We start from the raw sequence: 26270 nt of genomic DNA on the forward strand, positions 1-26270 counted from the left end.
CCGCTGGCAGGATCATGACGCGTTCCCCCAACGCCTCGGCAGTCCTCCCAGCGCCTCCCCCCACAGGAGAAGGACCCACCAGTGCGCCCACGGATACCACTCCCCACCCTGCTGGCCGGCCTCGTCGCCGGCTGCTGCGCCGCCGCCACGCTGCTGCCCGCCACGGCCGCCTTCGCCGCCCCGGCCGCTTCCGCCGCCTCCGGCCCGGCCGCCTCCGGGTCGAGCGCCCGGCCCGCGGCCGGCGCCCCGGCGGCCGACCCGGGCTCCGCCCTGCCGAAGCCGCTCGGCGCCTTCCTCACGGTCGACCCGGCCGAGCAGTCCCGTGCGGCCGAGGAACCCGCCCCCGTCGCCAAGCCGCTGCCCCCGGCGCTGCTCGGGCAGCTCGTGATGGGCCAGCCGGCCGGCACCGCCGTGCAGACCGCGCAGCGCCCGGCCGGGCCGAAGACGTCCCCGGTCAAGCAGCCCCTCGCCGCCCGCGGTGCCGCCGCCGCGGCCGCCACCGCGCAGAGCTGCACCCCGGCCGACTTCGGCAGCCGCAGCGGGGCCGACCTGGTCTCCTTCCTGGAGGCCTCGACCCCGGACTGCGTCAACACGCTGTTCAACGTCACCGGCACGGACGCGGGCGCCGTCTTCAAGGAAGCGAAGATGCTCACCGTCGCCAACGCCTTCCAGAACGCGGCGGGCGGCTACACCGGCGACAACTCGACCGGCATCCTGCAACTCGTGCTCTTCCAGCGGGCCGGCTGGTACGTGCAGTCGAACAACGCGGGGGCGGTCGGCCCGTACGACGCGGCCCTGACCGGCGCCTCCAAGGCCGCCCTGGACGCGTTCTTCGCCGCGCCGCACCGCACCGACGTGAGCGACGGCAACGGCACCGTGCTCAACGAGGTCCTGGTGCTCACCGACAGCGCCAACCTCCAGGGCAGCTACCTGGGCGTCTACAAGCAGGTGCTGACGTCGTACGACAACTCGTACAACGCCTTCCCGAAGATGCTCAAGGCGGTCAACGCGGTGCTCTCCGCTCCGCTGTGGCGGGGCAACTGGAACCCCGACTTCGTCAGCGCGGTCGCCGCGGACCCGAGCATCGGCGCCACCCTGGGCGACTTCGCCCTGAACCACAAGGACCTGCTCGGCACCGCCAACGCCTACCTGGACGTCAACGCGGGCAACGACCTCGGCCGGATGGCCGGCGACGGCCCGGCGGTCGAGGCCGCGGTCAAGGGCAAGGTCAAGGCCGTCCTCGACGGCGCCCGGATCACCGGCGCCACCGGCCCGCTGTACGTCCACACCGCGTACCAGGCCAACAGCTTCGACCCCGGCCAGTGCTCGTACTACGGCACCTGCGACCTGCCGGCCAAGCTGACCGCCGCGGTGCTGCCGAACCAGCTGGTCTGCGACAACCGCACCATCCTGACCGAGGCGCTCCCGCCCGCCGACCTGTCCGCGGTCTGCGCCAGCCTGCGCGGCGAGGACACCTTCTTCCACAAGCTGGTGAAGGACAACGGTCCGATCCCCGGCCAGTACGACAAGGAGCTGACCCTCGCGGTCTTCGCCAACCAGGCCGACTACCTGACCTACTCCTGGGCGATCTTCAACAACTCCACCGACAACGGCGGACAGACCGTCATGGACCCGACCGACCCGAACAACCGGGCCGTGTGCGTGATGTACCAGAAGTCCTGGAACGACGGCTTCACCGCCAACGTGTGGAACCTCAACCACGAGTACACCCACTACCTGGACAACATCTACGACCTCAAGGGCAACTTCTCCACCGAGATCTCCGTCCCGGACATCTGGTGGATCGAGGGCGTCGCCGAGTACGAGTCCTACGCCTACCGCGGCACCACCGACACCCAGGCGATGGCCGAGGCCGCCAGGCACACGTACAAGCTGAGCACGATCTTCCAGAACACGTACGGCAATTCGGACACCGTGCGCACCTACCCGTGGGGCTACCTGGCGGTCCGGTACATGTTCGAGAAGCACCCGGCCGACATCGACTCCGTGCTCGCGCACTTCCGCACCGGCGACTACCAGGGCGGCTACGCGGTCTACAACGGCATCGGCACCGGCTACGACGCCGACTTCGACGCCTGGCTCGACGCCTGCGCCGGCGGCGCCTGCTACGCGGCCGGCCCGACCGCGCTGTTCGGCCAGACCGTGAACGGCCCGACCGTCACCCTGACCGACAAGTCGGTCCAGACCGGCCCCGGCCGGATCACCGCCTGGCACTGGACCTTCGGCGACGGCGGCTCGTCCGACCAGCAGAACCCGAGCCACACCTACGCGGCCGCCGGCACCTACACCGTCGCGCTGACCGTCACCGACGACACCGGCAGGACCGCCAGCACCCCGACCTCCGTCACCGTGACCACCGGCGGAGGCGGCGGTCCCACCACCCCGCCGGCCTGCACCGACCCGCGCACCGACGCGCTCGGCAAGAACTGCTCGCGGGCCGATCTGGCGGCGACCGCCGGCAACCTGGACTACCTGTACGTCTACCTGCCGGCCGGCACCAGCACCTTGAGGATCACCACCTCCGGGGGCACCGGCACCGCCTCCCTGTACTACAACGAGAGCACCTGGGCCTCGCCGAGCGCGTACACCGCCTCGTCCACCAACCCGGGCACCACCCAGAGCATCACGGTGACCAACCCGACGGCGGGCTACCGCTACGTGAGCCTCTACGCGAACACCGACTTCAGCGGGGTGACCGTCAGCACCCAGTTCTGATCCGCCTCCCTTCCGGCGCGGGCCGGGTCCGTGGCAGCCGCCGCGGGCCCGGCCGTTCGGCGTCCCGGTGACGGCGAGGTTGCGCGGGGGCGTGCGGCAGGTGTGCGGGCGGTGTGCACGCGCCCTTGTTGTGCTAGCACTTGAGCGCTAGCTTGAACGGCATGGGTAAGAAGCAGCTGAACGTGCGGGTCGACGCCACGACCGCCGAGATGGCCCGGGAACGGGCGGAGCAGCAGGGGATCTCCATGAACCAGTACATCGAGCGCCTGGTCCAACAGGACATGGGCGAGTCCGGGCGGGCCTTCGTGGACGCGGCCGCGCAGTTCATGAAGGAGTACGAGTCGGCCTTCCTCGCCGAGTTCGGGGAGCCCGGCGACCTCCAGGACGTGCGCCGTTGAAGCTGGAGGTCGACCTCTCGTGGCTGCTCATGACCGCCGAGCAGTACACCCCCGGTGACCCGCAGGTCACCGACTACGGCTCGCTGCTCGCGGCCGTCACCCGCCACCAGGCCGAGATATTCGACATCGCGGTCTACCCCGAACCACAGGACCGCGCCGCCGCGCTGATGCACCAGCTGATCCGGGTGCCCGCCCTGGAGAAGACCAACGAACTCTTCGCGACCGCCGTCGCCTACGCCTACCTGGTCGCCAGCGGCTGCACCATTGCCACCACCGCCCGCGAGGTGCGCAGCCTCTCCCGGGCCATCCGCGAGGGGCGGCTCGGGGTGTCGGGCGTCGCCGAGCGGCTGGCGGCCTGGATGGTGGACGAGGCGGAAGGGGAGGAGGTCACCGGGGCGGACGAGGAGGACGAGGACGACGACTGATCGGCGCCGTCCTCGGCCGGGCCCCCGGGGCGCCGGGCGGCGGGGCCGCTGAGGGGCGGGCCGCTACTGGGCGGCGGGCTCCTACTGGGCGGGCTCCTACTGGGCGGCGGGCTCCTACTGGGCGGGCTCCTACTGGGCGGCGGGTTCCGCGATCAGGGCCGTCGCGAAGGTGCGGAAGCCGGCCCGGCGGTAGATCCGGGCGACGTCCTCGTCGGCGGCGGACAGGAACACCGTCCGAACCCCGTTCGCCCGGGCGTGCGCGACCAGCGCCGCGGTGACCGCCAGGCCCAGCCCGCGGCGGCGCGCGGACGGGAGCGTGCCCACCCCGGCCACCTCGGTGACCGGGCCCACCGGGTTGTGCTGGCCGGCGCACAGGGCCGTGCCGTCCTCCAGGGCCGCGGCCAGCACGGTGGTGCCGGCGGCGATCCGCCGGGCGACCTGCTCCGCCGTGCCGTCGGCCGTCAGCCGCGCCGCGGCCGTGGCGAGCTCGGCCGCACCGGTCGGGCCGACGGCCGTGCCCGGATCGCCGAAGGCCAGGTGCGGGACGGCGAGCGCGGCCGCCAGTTCCGGCGCGTCCGGCGCCAGCACCCGGACCTCCACCGGCTCCGGCAGCTCGGGCGCCGGGGCCGCTTCGTCCTGCGGGCCCAGCACCAGCAGCGGGTGCTCGTGCACCGTCAGGCCCGCCGCTTCGACCGCCGCGCGCAGCTCCGGGGTCTGCTCGGCCACCCACTCGAAGGCCTCCGGGACGCCCAGCTCCCGCTGCCGCTCCAGCACCCGGCGGACGTCCTCGGCGGTGGCGGCCGGGCCGCCGTGGCCGAGGGCCGGGCGGGCGTAGTACGGCCAGCCGCCCCCGTCGCGGACGAACAGGGTCAGCGGTCCGAAGTCCTCCGTGCGGGCGGCGCTGCGCGGCACGGCGTCGTAGTAGCGCTCGATCTCGTCGAGCAGGGGGCGGTCGGGAACATGATCAACAGGGGTCACGGCGTGCATCCAAGCAGGGGCTGTGACGCGGTGCCACCGGATTTCCGGGGCACGTCCCAGGGCCCTCGCCGCCCTCCCGGTGCCCCTCGACGTCTCCCCGGGGGCCGATTGTTGCCGAACGCTTACCCGCTCGCAGCGATCTTGTGCGAACACAGCGTGCATGCTGAAGGCTTTACAGCTCTGCCGAGGGGGACGGCGGACGTCTGCACTAGGCGAGGCAAGGGGGAAGACAGGCCCATGAGGCTCTGCTTTCTGGTGGAGGAACACTACCGGCACGACGGCATGCCGCTCGACGTGGCACGCCAACTCACGGCGTGGGGACACCGGGTGGACGTGCTGCGCCCCGGGGACTCGCTGCTGGCGATCTCCGAGGAGGTCCGGGCCGGCAGTCACGACGCCTGGGTGCTCAAGACCGTGTCCGGCGGGCCCGGGCTGACCCTGCTGGAGTCGGCCGCCGCCGTCGGCCTCACCACGGTGAACGACGTGCGCTCGATCCGCGGGGTCCGGGACAAGGCGCTCGCCGCGGTCATCGGCCGCACCCGGGGGCTGCCCGTACCGGTGACGTACGCGGCCGCGCGCTGGGAACGGCTGGCGGAGATCCCGGCCGCCGAGTACCCGCTCGTGGTCAAGCCCGCCGACGGCAGCTCCGGGCGCGCCGTCCGGCTGGTGCGCAGCCCCGACCAGCTGCTGGAGGTCGGGCCTGAGCTGGCGGGGGAGGGGCTGCTGATCGCCCAGCCGTACGTGCCCAACTCCGGGACCGACCTCAAGGTGTACTGCGTCGACGGCGAGCTCTTCGCGACGGAACGTTCCTCCCCGCTGCACCCGGGGCAGGGCGTGCGCGAACGGCAGGTGCCGCTGCCGGGGAGCGTCGCGCGGATCGTGGCGCAGGTCGGCGAGGTGTTCGGGCTGGACCTGTACGGGGTCGACGTGCTGCTGGGGCCGGACGGGCCGGTGGTGGTGGACGTCAACGACTTCCCGAGTTTCCGGCAGGTGCCGGACGCGGTGGCCCGGGTCTCCCGGGCGGTGCTGCGGCTCGCGCGCAGCGGGACGGCCGTGTCGGTGCCCGGCGGGCCCGCCGAACTGGTGCCCGGGGGGCCGGTCGAGCTGGTGCCCGCGGGCGGCGACGCCTACGGTCAACTCGGCTTCGGCGAGGGGGAGTTGCTGTGAAGGTCGGACTGATCACCGGCGACCCGGGGCATCCGGTGCTGGCCTCGGCGGCCGAACTGCTGGTGCGCCGGGGGCACGAGGTGGCGGTCGTCCCGCCCGCCGGGCCCGTGACCGGGCTCGCCGACGTCTGCCTGCTCAAGGCCCGCACGCCTCAGGCGCTGGCGCTGGCCGCGGAGCTGGAGCGGCGGGGCGTGCCGGTGGTCAACTCGGCGGCGGCCACCGGGCTGTGCCAGGACCGGGTGCGGATGGCCGACCTCGCCCGCGCCGCCGGGCTGCCCTTCGCGGCCACGGACGCGGCCGGATGCTTGGGCGAACTCGCCGATCCGGCCTACCCGTTCGTGGTCAAGAGCCGGCACAGCAGGCGGCACGACCTGGTCGCCCGGGTGGACGGCCCGGCCCGGTTGCGCGAACTCGCCGAGCGCTGGCCCGAGGAGCCGGTCGTCACGCAGCCGTTCGTCCCGGGGACGGGCTGGGACCAGAAGCTGTGGGTGGTCGACGGACAGGTGTTCGCGGCCCGGCGGCAGTCCGAGCTCGCCACCGGCACGGGGAAGTCGGGGCGGGCGGAGGACTGGCAGCCGTCCGCCGCGCGGGCCGCGCTCGCGCTGCGCGTCGGCGAGGTGTTCGGGCTCGACGTGTACGGGGTCGACCTGCTCGACGGGCCCGCCGAGCCGGTCATCGTGGACGTCAACGCCTTTCCCGGAGTGCGCGGCCGCCCCGGCGCGCCGGAGGCGCTGGTGGCGCTGGCGCTGCGGGTCGGGGCGCAGCGGGGGCCGGTGCTCGCGGGGCAGGACCGCGCGCGGCGGGGCCCCGCGGGGCGGGCGCTCGCAGGACTCGGGAGGGGCGTGGGGTAGGGCCGGCAGACGTGGCCGGGGGCGTGGGCCCGTCGGTGCCGGGCCGGGGTGGCGGCCCGGGGCGCGGGTCCGTCGGGGTCGTTAGGCTGGCTGGCGCCCCGACCGGCCGGGGCGTACGGCGAGAGAAGACGGAACCTTGCTCCAGGACATCGAGCGCTACCTGGCCTGCCCGCACTGCGCGCAGGCCCTCACCCGGCACGACCGCAGCCTGCGCTGCCCGGCCGGGCACAGCTTCGACCTCGCCAAGCAGGGCTACGTCAGCCTCCTCGCCGGCGACGCCCACACCGGCACCGGGGACACCGCCGAGATGGTCGCGGCCCGCGCGGACTTCCTCGCCGCCGGGCACTACCGGCCGATCGCCGAGGCGCTGGCGCGGGCGGCCTCCGCCGTCGTCGCCGGTGAGCCCGGTGGGCTGGTCGCCGACCTCGGCGCCGGCACCGGCCACTACCTGGCGCACGTCCTGGACGCCCTGCCCGGCACGGTCGGCGCGGCCCTGGACATCTCCAAGTTCGCGCTGCGCCGCGCCGTCAAGGCGCACCCCCGGATCGGCGCCGTGGTGTGCGACGCCTGGCGCCCGCTGCCGCTGCGGGACGCCTCGGCCGAGCTGATGCTCAACGTGTTCGCCCCGCGCAACGGGCCCGAGATCCGCCGGGTGCTGCGCCCCGGCGGCACCCTGTTGCTGGTCTCGCCGACCGCCCGCCACCTGCGCGAACTCGTCGACGCACTAGGCCTGTTGTCGGTGGACGAGGAGAAGCAGCGGCGGATCGACGAGAAGCTCGGACCGTACCTGGAGCCCGCCGGGCGGCGGGAGGTCGAGTTCACCCTGCGGCTCGGCCCGCAGGACGTGCGCACCGTCGTCGGCATGGGGCCGAGCGCCTGGCACACCGATCCGGAGCGGCTCGGTGCCGCGCTCGCGGAACTGCCGGAGCCGGTCGAGGTGACGGCCTCGGTGACGGTGGCCGCGTACCGGCGCTGAGCGCCACGTTGGGATGAATCTGCCGCGCAGGCACGTTTCTTCCGGTCGGCCTGCGGCTAACGTCCGACAGGTGAACCGCGACGCCACCAGGCCCGCAGGGCCGTCCCACCTCCGAACGGGCGCCCCACGGCCCGACCGGCCGCCCGTGCCGCGCCCCACCGTCGAGGAGCTCCGGCTCACCTCGTTCAAGTCCTACCGGCGCGCCGTGCTGCCGCTCGCGCCCCTCACCGTGCTGCACGGGCCCGCCGGGGTCGGCAAGTCCAACGCCCTCGACGCGCTGGCCGTGCTCTCCCGGCTCGCCCTCGGCGAGGAGATCGCCGACTCGCTGGACGGGCTGCCCGACCGCACCGGTCCGCTCGCCGAGGCCGTCCGCGGAGGCCTGGACGGGTGCGTGCCGCACGGGCGGGACGCGATCATCCTCGGCTGCACCGTCCGCTCGCCGCACGGCCTGATCCGGCTCGACGTGGTGATCCGCACCGACGGCCCGGTCCGGATCGCCCGGGAGTCGCTCACCCTCGACGGCCGGACCCTGATGGACACCGGGGAGCAGGACGTCCGCAACCGGCGGGTCAACGTCTGCTGGCACAACGACACCCGCCAGGGCGACATCCGGGCGCCGTTCCCCAGCGGCACGATGATCACCGCGCAGCTGCCGCTGCGGGTCGCGGGCTCGTCGGCCGGCGAGTGCCTCGTCCTCGCCGCCACCGAGGACCTGCTCACGGCGCTGCGCGAGGTCTTCCCGCTGCACCCCGTCCCCGCACTGATGCGCGGCTGGGCCCGCGCCGACCCGCAGGCCCGGCTGCGCGGCAACGCCGCCAACATCTCCGCCGTCGTCGCCCGGCTGAGCAACGAGTGCCCGCGCCGGTACGGGCAGCTGCTGCGCGCGGTGCAGTCCGCCGCGCCGCACCCGCTGCTCGGGCTCACCCTGGCCGAGCGGGAGAGCGCGGGCGTGCGGAAGGTCCTCGCCGTCTTCGACGAGGGCGTCCTCGGACGCACCGGGGCCGACCAGGCCTCCGACGGCATGCTGCGCCACCTCGCCTTCGCCGCGGTGCTGCTGACCGGGGCCGGGGTGCTCGACCTCGACGTGGCCGCCGAGGTGCCCTGGGCGCACCGGCAGCTCACGGTGCTGGCCGAGGACCTGGGCGCGGGGCTCTCCGCGGAGCAGGCCGCCACACTGCTGCGGCTGGCCCGGGACATGGCGGAGCGCCGCCAGCTGCGGGTGGTCGCGGCCCTGCAGGAGCCGGCGGCGGCGCGGGAGGTCCTGGGCGGCACGCCCGGGGGCGGGATGGTGCTGGTGGAGTGCCGGCGGGATCCCGACTCGGGGTTCACGGTGCTGCGGACGGAGACGGCGCGGGTGCCGGTCCAGGGCGGGCGCGGGGAGGCGGCGGGGGAGGCCGGGGACGCCGACGACGGGGCCGCGGCGGGCGCGGGCCGGTCGGCGGCGGGGTTGACGGAGGGGCCGGCGGGGGCGTCGGAGGGGCCGGCCGGGCTCGCGGGAGCTCCGGCCGGCAGCGGGGCGTTTCCGGTGGACGGTGGGGCGGCGGGTCTTGATGCGGTAGACCTGGAGGGGTGAGCGAACGAGTGACGGGGCCGGCGGAGCCCACCGTTGAGGCCTTGCGGCAGCGGCTGGTGGACTTCGCGGCGGCCCGGCGGTGGGAGCCCTTCCACACCCCGAAGAACCTGGCGGCGGCGTTGAGCGTGGAAGCGGGGGAGCTGCTGGAGATCTTCCAGTGGCTGACGCCCGAGCAGGCCGGCGCGGTGATGTCCGACCCGGACCGCGCGCACCGGGTGCACGACGAGGTCGCGGACGTGCTGGCGTACCTGCTGCAGTTCTGCACCGCGGTCGGGGTGGATCCGCTGGAGGCCCTGGCGGCCAAGATCGAGCGGAACGAACTCCGCTTCCCGGCGCCGGAGGGCGCGGTCGACAGCGGTGAGCACGCGGTCGCCGGCGGGGAAAACGCGGTCGGCGCCGGTGAACACGCGGTCGGCGCCGATGAAAATGTGCTCGGCGTCAACTCGGACGTGGACGACCAACCCTTGTGAGGGAAGGAATTCATCCACAGCCCCCGACTTTTCCACAGCTTCTGACACCGTGGATGCGCGTCCGCGCTCTTCCTCGCACGCTTTCGCCGTGACCAGCCGTCACCCCTCGGACCGCCCCTCCCGGCGGCCCGGGTCGACGGCGACAGCGAGCGAGGGGAGCGGTGGCCATGGAGGCGCTGCGACTGATCAAGACGGCCCGGCACGCCCTGGCCGAGGCCAGGCACGTACCGGACGTGCTGGCCGAGGCGCGGCAGGCCGCGCTGCTCACCGAGGCGGTGGGCGCCAGGCTGGCGGAGTCGGAGGACGAGGAGCTGACCGGGCTGGGGCAGCAGCTGTCCGAGGCCGGGGCGCACGCGGCGGTCTGCCTGGACCGCTCCGTGGTCCGGGCCGCCCTGGTGAGCGGGGGCCGGGCCGCGCGGCTCACCGACCTGGGGGACTTGGCGCCGGCCCTGGGGGCGCTGGACGGATTGCTCCGGGACGTCGGCGAGACGCTGGTGGTGCTCGCCTGCGGGGCGGACACCGAGAGCCTCTACTGGACGTGCATCGACGGTGTGGACGCGGTGTCGGAGTGCAAGGACCTCACCGTACGGCTGCGTGAGGCGGCGGTCCGGGCCGGGGAGGCGCAGCCCGCGGCGCTCGGTGGGGCCGAGCGGGAGCGGGAGCAGGTCGGCGGCGGGGCGCCGTTACTGGTGGTCCGGCTCGGCCCGCCGGGCGACACCGCTCCGTCGGGCGGTAGCGGCGGCGGTGCCGGGAGCCGCGGCGGCTCGCCCTCCGGCGGCGGCCCGCCCGGTGAGGGCGGGCCGGCCGAGGAGGAACCGGTGGAGGGCTACCGGGTGCCCTGCGTGTCCGAGGTCTCGGAGGTGTCCGTGCCGGTCGGGTAGGCGGTGGAGTCGGCGCTCCCGGGGACGGAGCCCTGGAGTTCGGCGAGGTCCGCGGAGACGGAGGCGAGCAGTTCCTGCATCTGCTCCAGCAGGCTCTTGGGGCTGGCGGGTCCGGCCGAGGTGCCGTCGGCCGAGCCCGTCGGGCTGCTCGGGAACTGCGGCGTGGCAGATGGTTCGGACATGACGGGACCTCTTCGCATCGGTGGTGCGGTGTGGAGCGGCCGACGGTGGCTCGGACCGCACGGCGGGAGGCGGCAGTCGCCCGCCACCGGGGCACCCACCCCCGCCGTAGCACCCAACGAACCGCTCCGGACGCCGTCACCCGGACACCACCCGATGCGGTCCAACTCCGCTGCGGGGTAAGCCTCCCGGGTGAGCCGGGGTTGCCGTCGCGGTGCCGCCTCGGCTAGGCGCGGAACGGCCCCGGGCGCGTTGCGGAGCGGGCCCCGGGCGTCGCGGAGCGGGGATGCGACCGATGATGCGGAGCGCGGCGTGGTCGACATGCCCGGACAGGAGCCGGGGATGAACCGGGACGACCAGGGGGAGAACCCACCCCTTGCCACTCTCAACGTATAGCGCACGGGGGGTCTTGCGGCAAGGCCCCCGTGCTGGCGCACAATCGCAGGCCTCAGATCGGAGCTGATGCCATGAACAGCCGGACCACCAGTGCGTTCGACCTTCCCGCCCGCCTCGCCGCCAAGGCCGACCCGGCACTGATCGGCGAGGACGAGCGGCACTTCGCGGCCGTCGCGGAGAGCCTGGAAGAGGCGATCACTGGCCTGTCCGGCCGCCTCGACGCGCTGCGCCGCGCGCCGGGCGGCCTCGGCCGGGAGGCGATGGACCGGGACATCGAGGTGCACAGGCTGACCGGTCGGCTGCGCGCCCTGCGCCGCTTCGGCCTGGACCTGTGCCTCGGCCGGGTCGTCCTCGCCGACGACCCGGAGCCGGTGTACATCGGGCGGCTCGGCCTCACCGACAGCGCGGGGCGACGGCTGCTGGTCGACTGGCGCTCGCCCGCGGCCGAGCCGTTCTTCGGGGCCACCCACGCCGATCCGATGGGCCTGGTGAGCCGGCGCCGGTACCGCTGGACCGGTGGCCGGATCGCCGACTACTGGGACGAGGTGTTCACCGCCGAGGCCCTGGAGGGGCGCGCCGCGCTGGACGACCAGTCCGCGTTCATCGCCGGCCTGGGCGGCGGCCGGTCGGCCCGGATGCGGGACGTGCTGGCCACCATCCAGGCCGACCAGGACGCCATCATCCGGGCCGGCTCCCGGGGCGCCCTGGTGGTGGACGGCGGCCCGGGCACCGGCAAGACGGTCGTCGCCCTGCACCGCTCCGCGTACCTGCTCTACTCCGACCCCCGGCTCGGCCACCGGCGGGGCGGGGTGCTGTTCGTCGGCCCGCACCAGCCCTACCTGGCCTACGTCGCCGACGTCCTGCCGAGCCTCGGCGAGGAGGGGGTGCGCACCTGCACCGTGCGGGACCTCGTCGCCGAAGGGGCGAAGGCCGGGGCCGAGGCCGACCCGGAGGCGGCCCGGCTGAAGTCCTCGGCCGACATGGTGAGGGCGATCGAGAAGGCCGTCCGGTTCTACGAGGAGCCGCCCACCGAGGGGCTGGAGGTCACCACCCACTGGGCCGACCTCTGGCTGAGCGCCGAGGACTGGTCCGACGCGTTCGACGCGCCGGACCCGGGCACCCCGCACAACGAGGCCCGCGAGCAGATCTGGGAGGAGCTGGCCACGATCCTGATGCACAAGCTGGACGAGGACGAGGGGGTCTCGCCCGAGCTGTTCCGCCGGTCGCTGCGGCAGGACCGGGAGCTGGTCGAGACGCTCAACCGGGCCTGGCCGCTGCTCGACGCGGCCGAGCTGGTCGGCGACCTTTGGTCGGTGCCCGCCTACCTGCGGATGTGCGCGCCCTGGCTCGCAGCCGAGGACGTCCGCAGGCTCCAGCGCAAGGACGCGCCCCAGGCCTGGACGGTGTCCGACCTGCCGCTCCTGGACGCGGCCCGGCAGCGGCTGGGCGATCCGGAGGCGGACCGGCGCCGGCGTCGGCGGGAGGCCGCGGCCGCCGCCGAGCGCGCGCGGATGGCCGACGTCATCGGCGACCTGCTGCAGGCCGACGACGACGGCGAGGGCGCGGTGACGATGCTGCGCGGCCGCGACCTCCAGGACACCCTGGTCGACGAGACGGCCCTGCCCGTCGCCGACCCGGAACCGCTCGCCGGGCCGTTCGCGCACATCGTGGTGGACGAGGCCCAGGAGCTGACCGACGCCGAGTGGCAGATGCTGCTGCTGCGCTGCCCGTCCCGGAGCTTCACCATCGTCGGGGACCGGGCGCAGGCCAGGCACGGCTTCACGGAGTCCTGGCAGGAGCGGTTGGAGCGGATCGGGCTCGACCGGACCACGGTGGCCTCGCTGAGCATCAACTACCGGACACCGGAGGAGGTCATGGCCGAGGCCGAGCCCGCGATCCGGGCCGCGCTGCCGGACGCCAACGTGCCGACCTCCGTCCGCAGCAGCGGCATCCCCGTCGTGCACGGGTCGGTGGCGGAGCTGGACGCCGTCCTGGACGGCTGGCTCGCCGACCACGCCGAGGGGATCGCCTGTGTGATCGGCGCCCCCGGGTTCGAGGCGCGGCCGCGGGTCCGGTCGCTGACCCCGGAGCTGTCCAAGGGACTCGAGTTCGACCTGGTCGTCCTGGTGGATCCGGAGGCGTTCGGCGGTGGGGTCGAGGGCGCGGTCGACCGCTATGTCGCGATGACCAGGGCCACCCAGCGGCTGGTGGTCCTCAGGAGTTCGTGAGCCGGCGGCGGCGAAGGGAGCGGGTTGCGGAAGGAGGGAGCGGAGGGGCCGAAACGCACATCGCCCGGTCGGGTGACGCGAGTGTCGGGCGACGGCTGAGGGAGGCCGGACTGGGGCGATGGACGAGGAGGAACCGCTGGCGTCGTGGGCGGCCAGGCGGGAGCAACGGCTGTGGCCGGTCGGGCAGTTGCGGGCCGTACGGCTGATGGACGGGCGGCAGCGGGGCGCCCATGTGGCGCCGGGCGAACCGAGGCTGATCGTGCGCTGGGACGGCTACCAGTGGCTGCCGGAGACGGTGGCCGAGGACTACGCCGCCGCTCAGCGGATCCTCCACGGCATCGAGGGCGGCGGCGCACCGCGGCCCGGGCGCTCGGTGCGGCGGCCGAGGAAGGCACCGGGGCGCCACCGCAAGCCCTGAGGTCCGCACGGGTGGGCCGCTCCACCCGCGGCCGGATCCCACCCGCGGCCGGACGCCGGAGACGGAACGGACGCCGGGGACGGGAACGGACGCCGGGACGGGAGCGGACCCCGAGGCGCGAGCGGCCCCGGGACACGAGCGGGGCCCGGCGCCGCCCGGCGCCGGACCCCGACAGTCGCTGCCCGCAGGTCAGTTGTGGGCGTGCAGGTCGGCGTTCAGGCCGCCCCAGGAGCCGGAGCGGGCGATGACCTCGACCGCGCCGCTCTGCGAGTTGCGGCGGAACAGCAGGTTGTCCTGGCCGGACAGCTCGACGGCCTTGGCCACCGTGCCGTCCGGGGTGGTGACCCGGGTGCCGGCGGTCACGTACAGGCCGGCCTCGACCACGCAGTCGCTGCCGAGCGAGATGCCGATGCCCGCGTTGGCGCCGAGCAGGCAGCGCTCGCCGACCGAGACGACCTGCTTGCCGCCGCCGGACAGGGTGCCCATGATCGAGGCGCCGCCGCCGATGTCGCTGTGGTCGCCGACGACGACGCCCGCGCTGATCCGGCCCTCGACCATGGAGGTGCCCAGGGTGCCGGCGTTGAAGTTGACGAAGCCCTCGTGCATCACGGTGGTGCCGACGGCCAGGTGCGCGCCGAGCCGGACGCGGTCGGCGTGGGCGATGCGCACACCGGTCGGGGCGACGTAGTCGGTCATCCGCGGGAACTTGTCGATCCCGTACACGGCCAGCTGGCCGCCCTGGGCGCGCACGGCCAGGCGGGCCTGCTCGACCTTGTCCACCGGGACGGGGCCGATGCTGGTCCACGCGACGTTGGCCAGCAGGCCGAAGACGCCGTCCAGGTTCTGGCCGTGCGGCTTGACCAGACGGTGGCTGAGCAGGTGCAGCCGCAGGTACACGTCGTGGGTGTCGAGCGGCTTCTCGTCCAGCGAGGCGATGGTGGTGCGCACGGCGACCACCTCGACGCCACGGCGCGCGTCGGCGCGCAGCGCCTCGGCCGCGCCGGCGCCGAGCTCGGCCTCGGCCTGCTCGGCGGTCAGGCGGACGGTGCCGGCCGGGCCGGGCTCGGCGGCCAGCACGGGGGCGGGGAACCAGGTGTCGAGGACGGTGCCGTCGGCGGCGATGGTGGCCAGACCGGCGGCCACGGCGCCGTTCGCCGGGGAGGTGGATTCGAGCGAGGTGGATTCAGCAGTCACACCGTGCACGTTAACCAATGCGGGGCCCCGGTGCCGAACACGCCCGCCGGGCGGACACACCCGTCGGACCTGCTGGTCGGCGGTCCGCGGGGCGGGAAAACCCGGTGCTCGCCGCCCCGGCGCTGGGCAATACTTCAGCGGGTGTTCATGTCGATCTCCACCACCGGCAGCGCCGAGGACCCGGCCGCGGACCTCGGGTTCCTGCTGCACAAGCACCCCGACAAGGTCCAGCGGTTCACCACGTCGCACGGCGAGGCGCACGTCTTCTACCCCGAGGCGGGGGACGAGGTCTGCACCGCGGTGCTGCTGCTGGACATCGACCCGATCGCACTGGTCCGCAAGGGCCGGGGCGACGGCAGGGGGCGCGGCGGCTCGCCCGACTTCGCGCTCTCCCAGTACGTCAACGACCGCCCGTACGCGGCGTCCTCGCTGCTCGCGGTGGCGCTGCGGACGGTGTTCCGGTCCGCGATGAAGGGCGCCTGCCCGGCCCGGCCCGAACTGCCCGGGCGGGCCCGTCCGCTGCGCATCGACCTGCCCGCCGTGCCCGCCAACGGCGCGGGTGACGGCGGCGGCCCGGCCCTGGTGGTCCGGCTGTTCGAACCGCTGGGCTGGCAGGTCGAGGCGACGGCGATCCCGCTGGACGAGTCGTTCCCCGAGTGGGGCGAGTCCCGCTACGTGCGGATCGCGCTCTCCTCCGGAACGGTACGGCTCGCCGACGCGCTCCAGCAGCTGTACGTGCTGCTGCCGGTGCTGGACGGTGCCAAGCACTACTGGGTCGCCCCGGACGAGGTGGACAAGCTGCTCGCCGCCGGCCAGGGCTGGCTGGCGGCGCACCCGGAGCGCGCCCTGATCACCCGCCGCTACCTGGCCCGGCGCTGGTCGCTGGCCCGGGCCGCGATGGAGCGCCTGGAGCTGGCCCGGCTGGCGGAGGCCGACGACCGCGAGGTCGAGGAGATCGACAACGCGGTCGACGACCGGCCCGAGGAGGAGGTCGGGCCCGGGGCGGAGGTCCGGGCCGAGGAGGAGGTCGGGGAGCAGTCGGAGCCCCGGCAGCCCTCCCTCGCCGAGCGGCGCCGCGCCGCGATCCTCACCGCGCTGCGTGAGAGCGGTGCCGCCCGTGTCGCCGATCTCGGTTGCGGCCAGGGCGAGTTGATCGGCGAGCTGCTCAAGGACCCCCGGTTCACCGGGATCCTCGGCGTGGACGTCTCCGTCCGGGCGCTGCGGGCGGCGAGTCGTAAGCTGGGCCTGGAGCGGTTGCCGGAGCGTCAGGCGGCCCGGGTGGCGCTGGTACAGGGAGCGCTCACCTACACCGACGCACGGCTCAAGGGCTTCGACGCGGCGGTGCTGTGCGAGGTGATCGAGCACCTGGACCTGCCGCGGCTGCCCGCGCTGGAGTACGCGGTGTTCGGCGCCGCCCGGCCGAGGACGGTCGTGGTCACCACGCCGAACGCCGAGTACAACGTCCGCTGGGAGAGCCTGCCGGCGGGCGCCGTCCGGCACGCCGACCACCGCTTCGAGTGGTCCCGGGCCGAGTTCCGCGCCTGGGCCGGGAAGGTCGCCGCCGCGTACGGCTACACCGTGGAGCTGCGCCCGGTCGGCCCGGAGGACGAGGAGGTCGGCGCCCCGACCCAGCTGGCCCTGTTCACCGCGACCACGACGCCCGAAGGAGGCGAGCCCCGATGACCGATGACACGACCGACACCCCTGGCGACGACCAGGGCCAGGACCACGCGGAGAGCACCACCCCCCGCCGCCTCCCCGTCACCGACGTCTCCCTCGTCGTCCTGATCGGCACCAGCGGCGCGGGCAAGTCCACCTTCGCCCGTCGCCACTTCCTGCCCACCCAGGTGATCTCCTCCGACTTCTGCCGGGGCCTGGTCGCCGACGACGAGAACGACCAGTCCGCCTCCGCCGAGGCCTTCGACGTCCTGCACTACATCGTCGGCAAGCGCCTGGCGGCCGGCCGGCTGACCGTCGTGGACGCCACCAACGTCCAGCCCGAGGCCCGCCGTCAGCTGGTCGCGATCGCCCGCGAGCACGACGTGCTGCCGATCGCGATCGTCCTGGACGTCCCGCCGGGGGTGTGCGCCGAGCGCAACCGCTCCCGCCCGGACCGTCGGCTGCCGGCCCACGTGATCCCCCGCCAGCACCGCGAGCTGCGCCGTTCCCTCCGGGGTCTGGAGCGAGAGGGCTTCCGAAAGGTGCACGTCCTGCGCGGCGAGGCCGAGGTGGCGGCGGCCGGGGTCGAGCTGGAGAAGCGCTACAACGACCTGCGCCACCTCACCGGCCCGTTCGACATCGTCGGCGACATCCACGGCTGCCGCTCCGAGCTGGAGACCCTGCTGACCAGGCTCGGCTACACCCTCACCCGGGACGCCGGGGGCCGCCCGGTGGACGCGGCGCACCCCGCGGGCCGCACCGCCGTCTTCGTCGGCGACCTGGTCGACCGCGGCCCGGACACCCCGGGCGTGCTGCGCCTGGTGATGGGCATGGTGGCGGCCGGCCACGCGCTCTGCGTGCCGGGCAACCACGAGAACAAGCTCGGCCGGGCGCTGGACGGCAAGAAGGTCAACGTCGCCTACGGCCTCCAGGAGTCGCTGGACCAGCTGGCCGGGGAGAGCGAGGAGTTCCGGGCCGAGGCCCGCGCGTTCATGCGCGGCCTGGTCAGCCACTACCTGCTGGACGGCGGCGCCCTGGTGGTCTGCCACGCCGGCCTGCCGGAGAGGTACCACGGCCGCAACTCCGGCCGGGTCCGCTCGCACGCGCTGTACGGGGAGACCACCGGCGAGACCGACGAGTACGGCCTGCCGGTGCGCTACCCGTGGGCGGAGGAGTACCGGGGCCGGGCGCTGGTGGTCTACGGCCACACCCCGGTGCCGTCGGCGAGCTTCGTCAACAACACCGTCTGCCTGGACACCGGCTGCGTCTTCGGCGGCAGTCTGACCGCGCTGCGCTACCCGGAACGCGAGCTGGTGAGCGTCGAGGCCGAGCGCGAGTGGTACGCCCCGGTCCGCCCGCTGATCACCGACGCGCCGGGCGCCCGCGAGGGCCGTCCGCTGGACCTCGCCGATGTGGCCGGGCGCCGGACCGTCGAGACCGGGCTGCACGGGCGGGTGGCCGTGCGGGAGGAGAACGCGGCCGCCGCGCTGGAGGTGATGAGCCGCTTCGCGCTGGACCCGCGGCTGCTCGCCTACCTGCCGCCGACGATGGCGCCGAGCGCCACCTCCCGCCGGGAGGGCTACCTGGAGCACCCGGAGGAGGCCTTCCTCGGCTACCGGGCGGACGGCGTGCGGCACCTGGTCTGCGAGGAGAAGCACATGGGCTCGCGCGCGGTGCTGCTGGTCGCCCGGGACGGGGCCGCGCTGGAGCGCCGCTTCGGCGTGGCCGGCCCCGGCGCGATCTGGACCCGGACCGGCCGTGCCTTCCTCGCCGACGAGGAGTTGACCGGCGCCGTGCTCGACCGGGTCCGGGCGGCCGCCGAGCGGTCCGGGCTGTTCGAGGAGCTGGGCACCGACTGGCTGCTGCTGGACGCCGAGCTGATGCCCTGGTCGCTGAAGGCGGTGGAGCTGCTGCGCCGCCAGTACGCGGCGGTCGGCGCGGCGGCGGGCGCCGCCCTGCCGGAGGTGCTGTCCGCGCTGGAGCGGGCGGCCGGGCGGGGCCTGGACCTGGCCGGTCCGACCGCCCGCCAGCGGCAGCGCGCGGCCGACGCGCGGGCGTTCACCGAGGCGTACCGGCGCTACTGCTGGCCGACCGAGGGCCTGTCGGGCATCCGGCTCGCGCCGTTCCAGCTGCTCGCGGCCGAGGGGGCGAACCTCGCGGTGCGCCCGCACGACGAGCACCTGGCCTGGATCGACCGCCTGGTGGCCGCCGACGCGCCCGATGGGCCTGGCGCGTCCGACGGGCCTGGCGCGCCCGGCTCCGCCGACGGCACGGAGCACCAGGAGCGCCCGGAGCCCCGGAGGGAGCCGGTGCTGCACCGCACCCGCCGGATCCTGGTGGACACCGAGGACGAGGCCTCGACGGCCGCGGCCACCGCCTGGTGGGAGGAGCTGACCGCGGCGGGCGGTGAGGGCATGGTGGTCAAGCCGCTGGCCTCGCTGGTGCGCACCGCGCGCGGCGAGGGCCGGCCGGGCGGCCTGGTGCAGCCCGGCGTGAAGGTGCGCGGCCGGGAGTACCTGCGGATCATCTACGGTCCGGACTACACCGAGCACCTCGACCGGCTGCGCCTGCGCGCGCTGGGCCACAAGCGCTCGCTGGCGCTGCGCGAGTACGCGCTGGGCCTGGAGGCGCTGGACCGGCTGGCGGCGGGGGAGCCGCTGTGGCGGGTGCACGAGCCGGTCTTCGCGGTGCTCGCGCTGGAGTCGGAGCCGGTCGACCCGCGGCTGTGAGGGCGGTGCCGGAGGAGGGGAGCTCCCCGTGGGCTCCCCTTCTCCGGCCCGCCTCTGTATAGAAATTCCGAGCATCGTATAGACTTGCCGCTTTCCCGTAGTCCCGTCACCCCAGGAGCCCGGCATGGCCTTCAACCTCCGGAACAGGCACTTCCTCAAGGAGCTCGACTTCACGCCCCAGGAGTTCCGCTTCCTGGTGGACCTCGCCGCCACGCTCAAGGCGGCGAAGTACGCGGGCACCGAGCAGCCCCGGCTGCGCGGCAAGAACATCGCGCTGATCTTCGAGAAGACCTCCACCCGCACCCGCTGCGCCTTCGAGGTCGCCGCCCACGACCAGGGCGCCACCACCACCTACCTGGACCCCGCGGGCTCGCAGATCGGCCACAAGGAGTCCATCAAGGACACCGCGCGGGTGCTCGGCCGGATGTTCGACGGCATCGAGTACCGCGGCCACGGCCAGGAGGTCGTCGAGGAGCTGGCCGAGTACGCCGGCGTCCCGGTCTGGAACGGCCTGACCGACGAGTGGCACCCCACCCAGATGCTGGCCGACGTGCTCACCGTCACCGAGCACACCGCCAAGCCGCTGTCCGAGGTCGCCCTCGCCTACCTCGGCGACGCCCGCTCCAACATGGGCAACTCGCTGCTGGTCACCGGCGCCCTGCTCGGCATGGACATCCGGATCGTCGCCCCGCGCGCGCTCTGGCCCACCGAGGAGGTGCAGAAGTCGGCGCAGGCCCTGGCCGGGACGACCGGCGCCCGGATCACCCTGACCGAGGACGTGGCCGAGGGCGTGGCCGGTGCCGACTTCCTCTACACCGACGTCTGGGTCTCGATGGGCGAGCCCAAGGAGGTCTGGACCGAGCGGATCGAGCTGCTCAAGCCGTACCAGGTCTCCATGGGCACCGTCCGGGCCACCGGCAACCCGGACGTGAAGTTCCTGCACTGCCTGCCCGCCTTCCACGACCTCGGCACGGTGGTCGGGCGGCAGATGCACGAGGCGACCGGCATGACCGAGCTGGAGTGCACCGACGAGCTGTTCGAGTCGGCGCACTCCATCGTGTTCGACCAGGCCGAGAACCGGCTGCACACCATCAAGGCGGTGCTGGTCGCCACCCTCGGCTCCTGACCGGCCCTGACTGGCCCCGACCCGACCCGGCCCGGAGGCCGCGGAGGTCGCGGAGGCCGCCGGGCCGGGGCCGGCTCGGCTCGGCGCCCGGCCTCAGCCGTCCAGCTTGACGCAGGCCACCCGGTCGCCCGCCGCGTGCGGGCCGGCCGGGGTGCCCGCGTGCAGCACCAGCGAGCGGGCCTCGCCCGGCCGCGGCTGCCAGGCCACCGCGGTGCTGGCACTGCCCGCGCCCCGCCCGTCGGTGCGCAGCACCAGCCGCAGCTCGTTGCGCTCGTTGGCGTACACCGGGTCGCTGGACGGCTGCACCGGGTCGACCTCGTCCTGGTAGTGCGGCCCGGAGGAGGCCGGGTCGGCCCCGCAGCCGCCGGTGTGCAGGTGCACCGGGAACTCGTGGCCGGGGGCGAGCCCGGAGGCCGTCAGGGTGAGCACCGTCCGCCCGGGCAGCGAGCGGTCGGTGACGATCCGAACGTGCGAGCCGTACGGCACCAGGTCGCTGGCGTAGCTGATGGCGGTCGGCGGGACGAAGGCGGTGGCCGGGTCGAAGTCGGCGTCGACGACGGAGACCGGCGAGGTGGCGGGGACGAGCAGGGCCAGTGGCAGCAGGGCGGCGGCGAGCGGAGCGGTCATCGGGACGGGGCCTTCCACGGGCGGGGCGGGGGTCGCCCTGCTAACGCGGCCGGGGCTCCGAGGACACCCGGCCCGTGGCGGCTCAGTCGCGCCGGATCCCCCGGATCTCGCAGCGCGGCCCGCTGGCCCGCATCAGCCGCAGGTCGGCGGTGACCAGCGGCACCCCGTACCGCTCGGCGACCGCGACGTACGCGGCGTCGTCCGGGGTGAGGTTGTCCTTGAGCTCCCAGATCCGGCCGAGCAGCGGCGCCACCTCGACCTTGCGGATCGTCACCGCCGCGAGTTCCCCGGTGAGTTCGGCGACCCGTTCGGCGGTCAGTTCCTTGGCCAGGTAGAGCCCGCGCAGCGACTGCATCACCTCGATGACGATGTGCTCGGGCGCCACCCATTCGCCGCCGGAGGCGAGTTCCGCGCGGGCCCGGATCCCGCGCGGGCCCTGGTCGGCGAGCGCCAGTACCAGCGCGGATGCGTCCACCACGATCATCTGTCGGCCCCTGCCCGTTTCCGCACGTCGAGTCACCGGCCACGGTACCGGGGCGGCCCGCGGGCGCGTCCCGCGGATCCCTGTCGTCCCCTCGCGCCCCGTGACGAGGTGGGCGCCGTGCCTGCCCCGCCCGGCCGGATGCCGGGGCCCGGAAGCCGCCTCACGGGCGGGGGCGGGGCGGGGACGGGGCGGCGGTCAGGACAGGATCAGCAGTCCGGCCAGCAGCGAGGCGGCGTTGGCGGTGCCGGCGGCGAGCCAGGGCAGCGGGTCGCGCGGGCGGAGCCCAACGAGCGGGCGCAGCAGCAGCGCCTCGACGGCGCAGACCGCGGCCTCGCCGAGCGTGAAGCCCGTCCAGTACGCTGCCGCCGGCCCGTCGGTCCAGTGCCGGAGGGTCCACCAGAGCAGCGGGTGCGTCACCAGGTTGACCAGGACGGCGGCCGCGGCCGCCCGCCCGGGTCGGACCCGCCCGACGCGGACGAGGGCGGCCGTGTAGACGGGCGTCTCGGTCAGCAGGGTGAGGGCGAGGGCCACCGGGTAGCGCACGGCGGGGATCGTGCCACGGAGAGGGGGAGCATGGCGACCACGAGCGCGGGCGCGACCACCGGCGTCCCCGGCGTCCCCGGAACCGCAGGCACCGCAGGAACCGGGGGAGCCGCCTGGCCCGCGCCCGGCCCGGCCGCCCGGCCCGGCGTCGCGCCCTTCGCGGGCTTCGCCCTGTCGGCCGTCCTCGCCCTGGCGCTGGCGCTGCGGGCGCCGACCGGCCTGGCGGTGCTGGGCCTGGCCGTCTTCGGCCTGCTGCACAACGTGCTGGAGCTGCGCTACGTGGCCGGCCGCTTCGCCGCCGTGCTGACCGGCCCGCTGCTGCGGCTGCTGCTGGCGCTGGTGACCGGCATCGTGCTGTGCCGCCTGCTGCCGCCTTCGCGGGCCGCCCAGTCGGCGGAGATCCTGCTCGCGTACGGCCTGCTGGCGGCGGCCTGCCGGTACGGGCTGCGCGGCCGTCCCCGGCTGCTGCTCGCGGGCGTGGTGCTGCTGGGGGTGGCCGGCGCGGCCTCGCTGGCGTTTCCCGCGTACCACTTCGTGGTGCTGGCCCATCTGCACAACGTGGTGCCGCTGCTGTTCCTGGCCGAGTGGTCGCGCCGGCTGGCGCGGGGCCGTGCGGCGTTCCTGGCGTTGCAGTCGGCCTGGGTGCTGCTGGTGCCGGCCCTGTTGTTGAGCGGTCTGCTGGACGGGCTGCTGTCCCAGCGCCCCGGTGGCTGGACGGACCGGCTGGCGGCGGCGTACACCCCGCCGGCCCTGCTGACGCCGCAGGCGGGGCTGCGCTTCCTGGCGGTGTTCGCCTTCCTCCAGTCGATGCACTACGTGGTCTGGGTGTGGTTCCTGCCGCGGTACGCGCCGGAGGCGGCGGAGCGCTTCGACGCCCGGGTGCCGGGGCTGCGCGGGGTGCGGGCCTGGGGGCTGGGCGCGGTCCTGGGGCTGCTGCTGGCCCTGTTGTTCGCCGTGGATTACACCCGGGGCCGGTCGGTGTACGCCGCGTTGGCGAGTTACCACGCCTATCTGGAGTTCCCGGTGCTGCTGATGCTGGTTCTGGGCCCGGGAGTGAACCGGGCGCGAACGGAGGAGGAAGAGTGACGACGATCCGGCTGGCCGACATCGCCCCCTCGCCGACCGGCGGTTCCGGTGGTGAGCTTGTGGTGGTGCTGCTGGTGGCGGCGGCTGTCGTGGCGGGTGCGGTGTGGCTGATCAGGCTGGAGCGCAAGCGGCGCGGCCCGGACGACCGGTGAGCCACGGCATGCACTATGGTTTATCTCGACATCGAGATAACTGCCCTTTACGATATATCTCGACATCAAGATACTTGCCGAGAGGCGCTCGCCGGCGATGCGGGCAAGGTCAGCCTAAGTAAGGGTGACCTTACCACCGCGTGACGGCCGGATATCGCACGAAGCACCCAGAAGGAGTCAGTCGTGTCCGCGAACAGCTTCGACGCCCGCAGCTCGCTGCAGGTGGGCGACGAGTCGTACGAGATCTTCAAGCTCTCCGCCGTCGAGGGTTCCGAGCGGCTGCCGTACAGCCTCAAGGTGCTGCTGGAGAACCTGCTCCGCACGGAGGACGGCGCGAACATCACCGCCGACCACATCCGCGCCCTCGGCGCCTGGGACGAGAACGCCCAGCCGAGCCAGGAGATCCAGTTCACGCCGGCCCGCGTGATCATGCAGGACTTCACCGGCGTGCCGTGCGTGGTCGACCTCGCCACCATGCGTGAGGCCGTCAAGGAGCTGGGCGGCGACCCGGCCAAGATCAACCCGCTGGCCCCGGCCGAGCTGGTCATCGACCACTCGGTCATCGCCGACAAGTTCGGCACCAAGGACGCGTTCACCCAGAACGTCGAGATCGAGTACGGCCGCAACAAGGAGCGCTACCAGTTCCTGCGCTGGGGCCAGACCGCCTTCGACGAGTTCAAGGTCGTCCCGCCGGGCACCGGCATCGTCCACCAGGTGAACATCGAGCACCTGGCCCGCACCGTCATGGTCCGCGGCGGCCAGGCCTACCCGGACACCTGCGTCGGCACCGACTCGCACACCACCATGGTCAACGGCCTGGGCGTGCTGGGCTGGGGCGTCGGCGGCATCGAGGCCGAGGCCGCCATGCTCGGCCAGCCGGTCTCCATGCTGATCCCGCGCGTCGTCGGCTTCAAGCTGACCGGCGAGCTGCCGGCCGGCACCACCGCCACCGACCTGGTGCTCACCATCACCGAGATGCTGCGCAAGCACGGTGTGGTCGGCAAGTTCGTCGAGTTCTACGGCGACGGCATCGGCTCCATCCCGCTGGCCAACCGCGCCACCATCGGCAACATGTCGCCGGAGTTCGGTTCGACCTGCGCGATCTTCCCGATCGACGCCGAGACCATCAACTACCTGAAGCTCACCGGCCGCGACGAGCAGCAGCTCGCCCTGGTCGAGGCGTACGCCAAGGAGCAGGGTCTCTGGCACAACCCGTCGCACGAGCCGGTCTACTCCGAGTACCTGGAGCTGGACGTCTCCACCGTCGTCCCGTCGATCTCCGGCCCGAAGCGCCCGCAGGACCGCGTGATCCTGGCCGAGGCCGCCGAGCGGTTCGCCGAGGCGCTGCCGACCTACTCCGCCGAGGCCTCGAAGCCGACCGCCGTCACCGCCCCCGACGGCTCGTCCTACGAGATCGACAACGGCGCGGTCGTGATCGCCTCGATCACCTCCTGCACCAACACCTCCAACCCCTCCGTCATGCTGGGCGCCGCCCTGCTGGCGAAGAAGGCCGTGGAGAAGGGCCTGCACGTCAAGCCCTGGGTCAAGACCACCCTGGCGCCCGGCTCCAAGGTCGTCATGGACTACTACGAGAAGGCCGGCCTGCTCCCGTACATGGAGAAGCTGGGCTTCAACCTGGTCGGCTACGGCTGCGTCACCTGCATCGGCAACTCGGGCCCGCTGCCCGAGGAGGTCTCGGCCGCCGTCAACGAGGCCGACCTCGCGGTCGTCTCGGTGCTCTCCGGCAACCGCAACTTCGAGGGCCGGATCAACCCGGACGTCAAGATGAACTACCTGGCCTCCCCGCCGCTGGTGGTCGCCTACGCCCTCGCCGGCAACATGAACATCGACATCACCAAGGACGCCCTGGGTCAGGACGCCGAGGGCAACGACGTGTTCCTCGCCGACATCTGGCCGTCCGAGCAGGAGGTCGCCGACACCGTCGCCGGCTCCATCGACGAGGCCATGTTCGACAAGGGCTACCAGGACGTCTTCGCCGGTGACCACCGCTGGCAGTCGCTCCCGGTCCCGACCGGCAACACCTTCGAGTGGGACGCCGAGTCCACCTACGTCCGCAAGCCCCCGTACTTCGAGGGCATGGCCAAGACCCCGAGCCCGGTGACCGACATCGCCGGCGCCCGCGTCCTGGCCAAGCTGGGCGACTCGGTCACCACCGACCACATCTCCCCGGCCGGCAACATCAAGCCGGGCACCCCGGCGGCGCAGTACCTGACCGCCAACGGTGTCGAGAAGCGCGACTTCAACTCCTACGGTTCCCGTCGTGGCAACCACGAGGTGATGATCCGCGGCACCTTCGCCAACATCCGCCTGCGCAACCAGATCGCGCCGGGCACCGAGGGCGGCTACACCCGCGACTTCACCCAGGCCGACGCGCCGGTGTCGTTCATCTACGACGCCTCGCAGAACTACCAGGCCGCCGGCACCCCGCTGGTCGTCCTGGCCGGCAAGGAGTACGGCTCCGGCTCGTCCCGCGACTGGGCCGCCAAGGGCACCGCGCTGCTGGGCGTCAAGGCCGTCATCGCCGAGTCGTACGAGCGCATCCACCGCTCGAACCTGATCGGCATGGGCGTCCTGCCGCTGCAGTTCCCGGAGGGCGAGAACGCCGAGTCCCTCGGCCTGACCGGCGAGGAGACCTTCTCCTTCACCGGCGTGACCGAGCTCAACGAGGGCCGCACCCCGAAGACCGTCAAGGTCAAGGCCGGCGACGTCGAGTTCGACGCGGTCGTGCGCATCGACACCCCCGGTGAGGCGGACTACTACCGCAACGGCGGCATCCTGCAGTACGTGCTGCGCTCGCTCATCGGCTGATCGGGCTCATGGGCTGACCGGGCACGGCGGCCGAGTCCCGCACGGGCCCGAGGAGGGGCCGGACCGCACATCGCGGTCCGGCCCCTCTTTTGCATGCTGCACCGACCGGGCCCGCCCCCTTGTGCGGTGAACGGCAGATGGACTAAACCTCTCTCTCATCTGGT

22 protein-coding genes and 1 pseudogene are annotated in these 26270 nt (G+C 73.9%); 17 read left to right on the plus strand and 6 right to left on the minus strand.

Translation table 11 applies throughout. The features are described from left to right. Positions 1–81: 81 nt before the first annotated feature. From ACFVHV_RS24820 to ACFVHV_RS24830, 3 genes are all read left to right on the plus strand, one after another. Complete coding sequence (locus ACFVHV_RS24820; RefSeq protein ID WP_380353489.1) at positions 82–2736, plus strand: collagenase; 2655 nt, start codon at positions 82–84, stop codon at positions 2734–2736. Positions 2737–2897: 161 nt separating this feature from the next. Next, positions 2898–3134, plus strand: a complete 237-nt coding sequence (locus ACFVHV_RS24825; RefSeq protein WP_049659744.1) for a toxin-antitoxin system HicB family antitoxin — start codon at positions 2898–2900, stop codon at positions 3132–3134. Beyond that, positions 3131–3559, plus strand: a complete 429-nt coding sequence (locus tag ACFVHV_RS24830) for a fic family toxin-antitoxin system, toxin component (protein WP_359909922.1) — start codon at positions 3131–3133, stop codon at positions 3557–3559. Before ACFVHV_RS24825 ends, ACFVHV_RS24830 begins: the two co-directional genes overlap by 4 nt. 129 nt (positions 3560–3688) lie before the next feature. Here ACFVHV_RS24830 and ACFVHV_RS24835 read toward each other — a convergent pair whose 3' ends face one another. Continuing rightward, positions 3689–4537 carry a GNAT family N-acetyltransferase gene (locus ACFVHV_RS24835; RefSeq protein WP_359909925.1) on the minus strand — a complete coding sequence of 283 codons (849 nt, stop codon included), beginning with the start codon at positions 4535–4537 and terminating at the stop codon, positions 3689–3691. Between the two features lie 237 nt (positions 4538–4774). Here ACFVHV_RS24835 and ACFVHV_RS24840 point away from each other — a divergent pair, with 237 nt between their 5' ends. From ACFVHV_RS24840 to ACFVHV_RS24865, 6 genes and pseudogenes are all read left to right on the plus strand, one after another. Further along, entirely contained in the window at positions 4775–5704 is a 930-nt protein-coding gene (locus ACFVHV_RS24840; protein WP_359909928.1) for an ATP-grasp domain-containing protein, read from the plus strand. Beyond that, the gene (locus tag ACFVHV_RS24845; protein WP_380353494.1) at positions 5701–6555 is read left to right on the plus strand and encodes a RimK family alpha-L-glutamate ligase; all 855 of its coding nucleotides are present in this window, start codon (positions 5701–5703) and stop codon (positions 6553–6555) included. Before ACFVHV_RS24840 ends, ACFVHV_RS24845 begins: the two co-directional genes overlap by 4 nt. Before the next feature lie 136 nt (positions 6556–6691). Then, on the plus strand, positions 6692–7531 hold the full coding sequence (locus ACFVHV_RS24850) for a putative RNA methyltransferase (protein ID WP_380353497.1): 840 nt from the start codon (positions 6692–6694) through the stop codon (positions 7529–7531). 145 nt (positions 7532–7676) lie between these two features. Further along, positions 7677–9104, plus strand: coding sequence for an AAA family ATPase (locus ACFVHV_RS24855; protein WP_380353499.1), 1428 nt, complete (start codon positions 7677–7679; stop codon positions 9102–9104). 8 nt (positions 9105–9112) lie between these two features. Continuing rightward, positions 9113–9448, plus strand: a pseudogene (locus ACFVHV_RS24860) (nucleotide pyrophosphohydrolase); the annotation flags it as partial. A 293-nt stretch (positions 9449–9741) separates the two neighbouring features. Then, complete coding sequence (locus tag ACFVHV_RS24865; protein WP_380353501.1) at positions 9742–10455, plus strand: DUF6099 family protein; 714 nt, start codon at positions 9742–9744, stop codon at positions 10453–10455. On the opposite strand, the gene ACFVHV_RS24870 is transcribed toward ACFVHV_RS24865, so the two are convergent. Next, a complete protein-coding gene (locus ACFVHV_RS24870) occupies positions 10401–10637 on the minus strand; it encodes a hypothetical protein (RefSeq protein ID WP_359909944.1) in 237 nt (78 codons plus the stop codon). The two genes, ACFVHV_RS24865 and ACFVHV_RS24870, sit on opposite strands and share 55 nt — an antisense overlap. A 465-nt stretch (positions 10638–11102) precedes the next feature. Between ACFVHV_RS24870 and helR the strand changes: the two genes are divergently transcribed. Then, positions 11103–13259: an RNA polymerase recycling motor ATPase HelR gene (gene helR / locus ACFVHV_RS24875; RefSeq protein ID WP_380353503.1), complete on the plus strand. Its 2157-nt coding sequence runs from the start codon at positions 11103–11105 to the stop codon at positions 13257–13259. A gap of 118 nt (positions 13260–13377) precedes the next feature. Beyond that, a complete protein-coding gene (locus ACFVHV_RS24880; protein WP_359909949.1) occupies positions 13378–13677 on the plus strand; it encodes a DUF6087 family protein in 300 nt (99 codons plus the stop codon). Between the two features lie 189 nt (positions 13678–13866). Here the strand turns inward: ACFVHV_RS24880 and dapD are convergent, their stop codons facing one another. Next, a complete protein-coding gene (gene dapD, locus ACFVHV_RS24885) occupies positions 13867–14871 on the minus strand; it encodes a 2,3,4,5-tetrahydropyridine-2,6-dicarboxylate N-succinyltransferase (protein ID WP_359909952.1) in 1005 nt (334 codons plus the stop codon). Between the two features lie 141 nt (positions 14872–15012). On the opposite strand from dapD, the gene ACFVHV_RS24890 reads away from it, so the two are divergent. From ACFVHV_RS24890 to argF, 3 genes are all read left to right on the plus strand, one after another. Next, positions 15013–16554, plus strand: coding sequence for a 3' terminal RNA ribose 2'-O-methyltransferase Hen1 (locus ACFVHV_RS24890; RefSeq protein WP_380353507.1), 1542 nt, complete (start codon positions 15013–15015; stop codon positions 16552–16554). Beyond that, positions 16551–19259 carry a polynucleotide kinase-phosphatase gene (locus tag ACFVHV_RS24895; RefSeq protein ID WP_380353510.1) on the plus strand — a complete coding sequence of 903 codons (2709 nt, stop codon included), beginning with the start codon at positions 16551–16553 and terminating at the stop codon, positions 19257–19259. Before ACFVHV_RS24890 ends, ACFVHV_RS24895 begins: the two co-directional genes overlap by 4 nt. Before the next feature lie 124 nt (positions 19260–19383). After that, complete coding sequence (gene argF / locus ACFVHV_RS24900; RefSeq protein WP_380353513.1) at positions 19384–20385, plus strand: ornithine carbamoyltransferase; 1002 nt, start codon at positions 19384–19386, stop codon at positions 20383–20385. 93 nt (positions 20386–20478) lie between these two features. Here argF and ACFVHV_RS24905 read toward each other — a convergent pair whose 3' ends face one another. The 3 genes from ACFVHV_RS24905 to ACFVHV_RS24915 all read right to left on the minus strand — a co-directional run bounded on the left by ACFVHV_RS24905 (position 20479) and on the right by ACFVHV_RS24915 (position 22039). Beyond that, positions 20479–21012: a superoxide dismutase family protein gene (locus tag ACFVHV_RS24905; protein WP_380353516.1), complete on the minus strand. Its 534-nt coding sequence runs from the start codon at positions 21010–21012 to the stop codon at positions 20479–20481. 82 nt (positions 21013–21094) lie between these two features. Then, a complete protein-coding gene (locus tag ACFVHV_RS24910) occupies positions 21095–21496 on the minus strand; it encodes a type II toxin-antitoxin system VapC family toxin (protein WP_380353518.1) in 402 nt (133 codons plus the stop codon). Positions 21497–21691: 195 nt separating this feature from the next. Continuing rightward, on the minus strand, positions 21692–22039 hold the full coding sequence (locus ACFVHV_RS24915; protein ID WP_380353521.1) for a hypothetical protein: 348 nt from the start codon (positions 22037–22039) through the stop codon (positions 21692–21694). A 30-nt stretch (positions 22040–22069) separates the two neighbouring features. On the opposite strand from ACFVHV_RS24915, the gene ACFVHV_RS24920 reads away from it, so the two are divergent. The 3 genes from ACFVHV_RS24920 (at position 22070) to acnA (ending at position 26106) form a co-directional block, all read left to right on the plus strand. Next, a complete protein-coding gene (locus ACFVHV_RS24920; RefSeq protein WP_380353523.1) occupies positions 22070–23125 on the plus strand; it encodes a hypothetical protein in 1056 nt (351 codons plus the stop codon). Beyond that, complete coding sequence (locus ACFVHV_RS24925; RefSeq protein WP_359909976.1) at positions 23122–23277, plus strand: hypothetical protein; 156 nt, start codon at positions 23122–23124, stop codon at positions 23275–23277. The genes ACFVHV_RS24920 and ACFVHV_RS24925 overlap by 4 nt, the downstream gene beginning before the upstream one ends. 183 nt (positions 23278–23460) lie before the next feature. Next, entirely contained in the window at positions 23461–26106 is a 2646-nt protein-coding gene (gene acnA, locus ACFVHV_RS24930; protein ID WP_380353526.1) for an aconitate hydratase AcnA, read from the plus strand. The last annotated feature ends 164 nt before the right edge of the window (positions 26107–26270 follow it).

This window comes from Kitasatospora sp. NPDC127116 (assembly GCF_042677365.1).
GTDB lineage: Bacteria > Actinomycetota > Actinomycetes > Streptomycetales > Streptomycetaceae > Kitasatospora > Kitasatospora lactacystinica.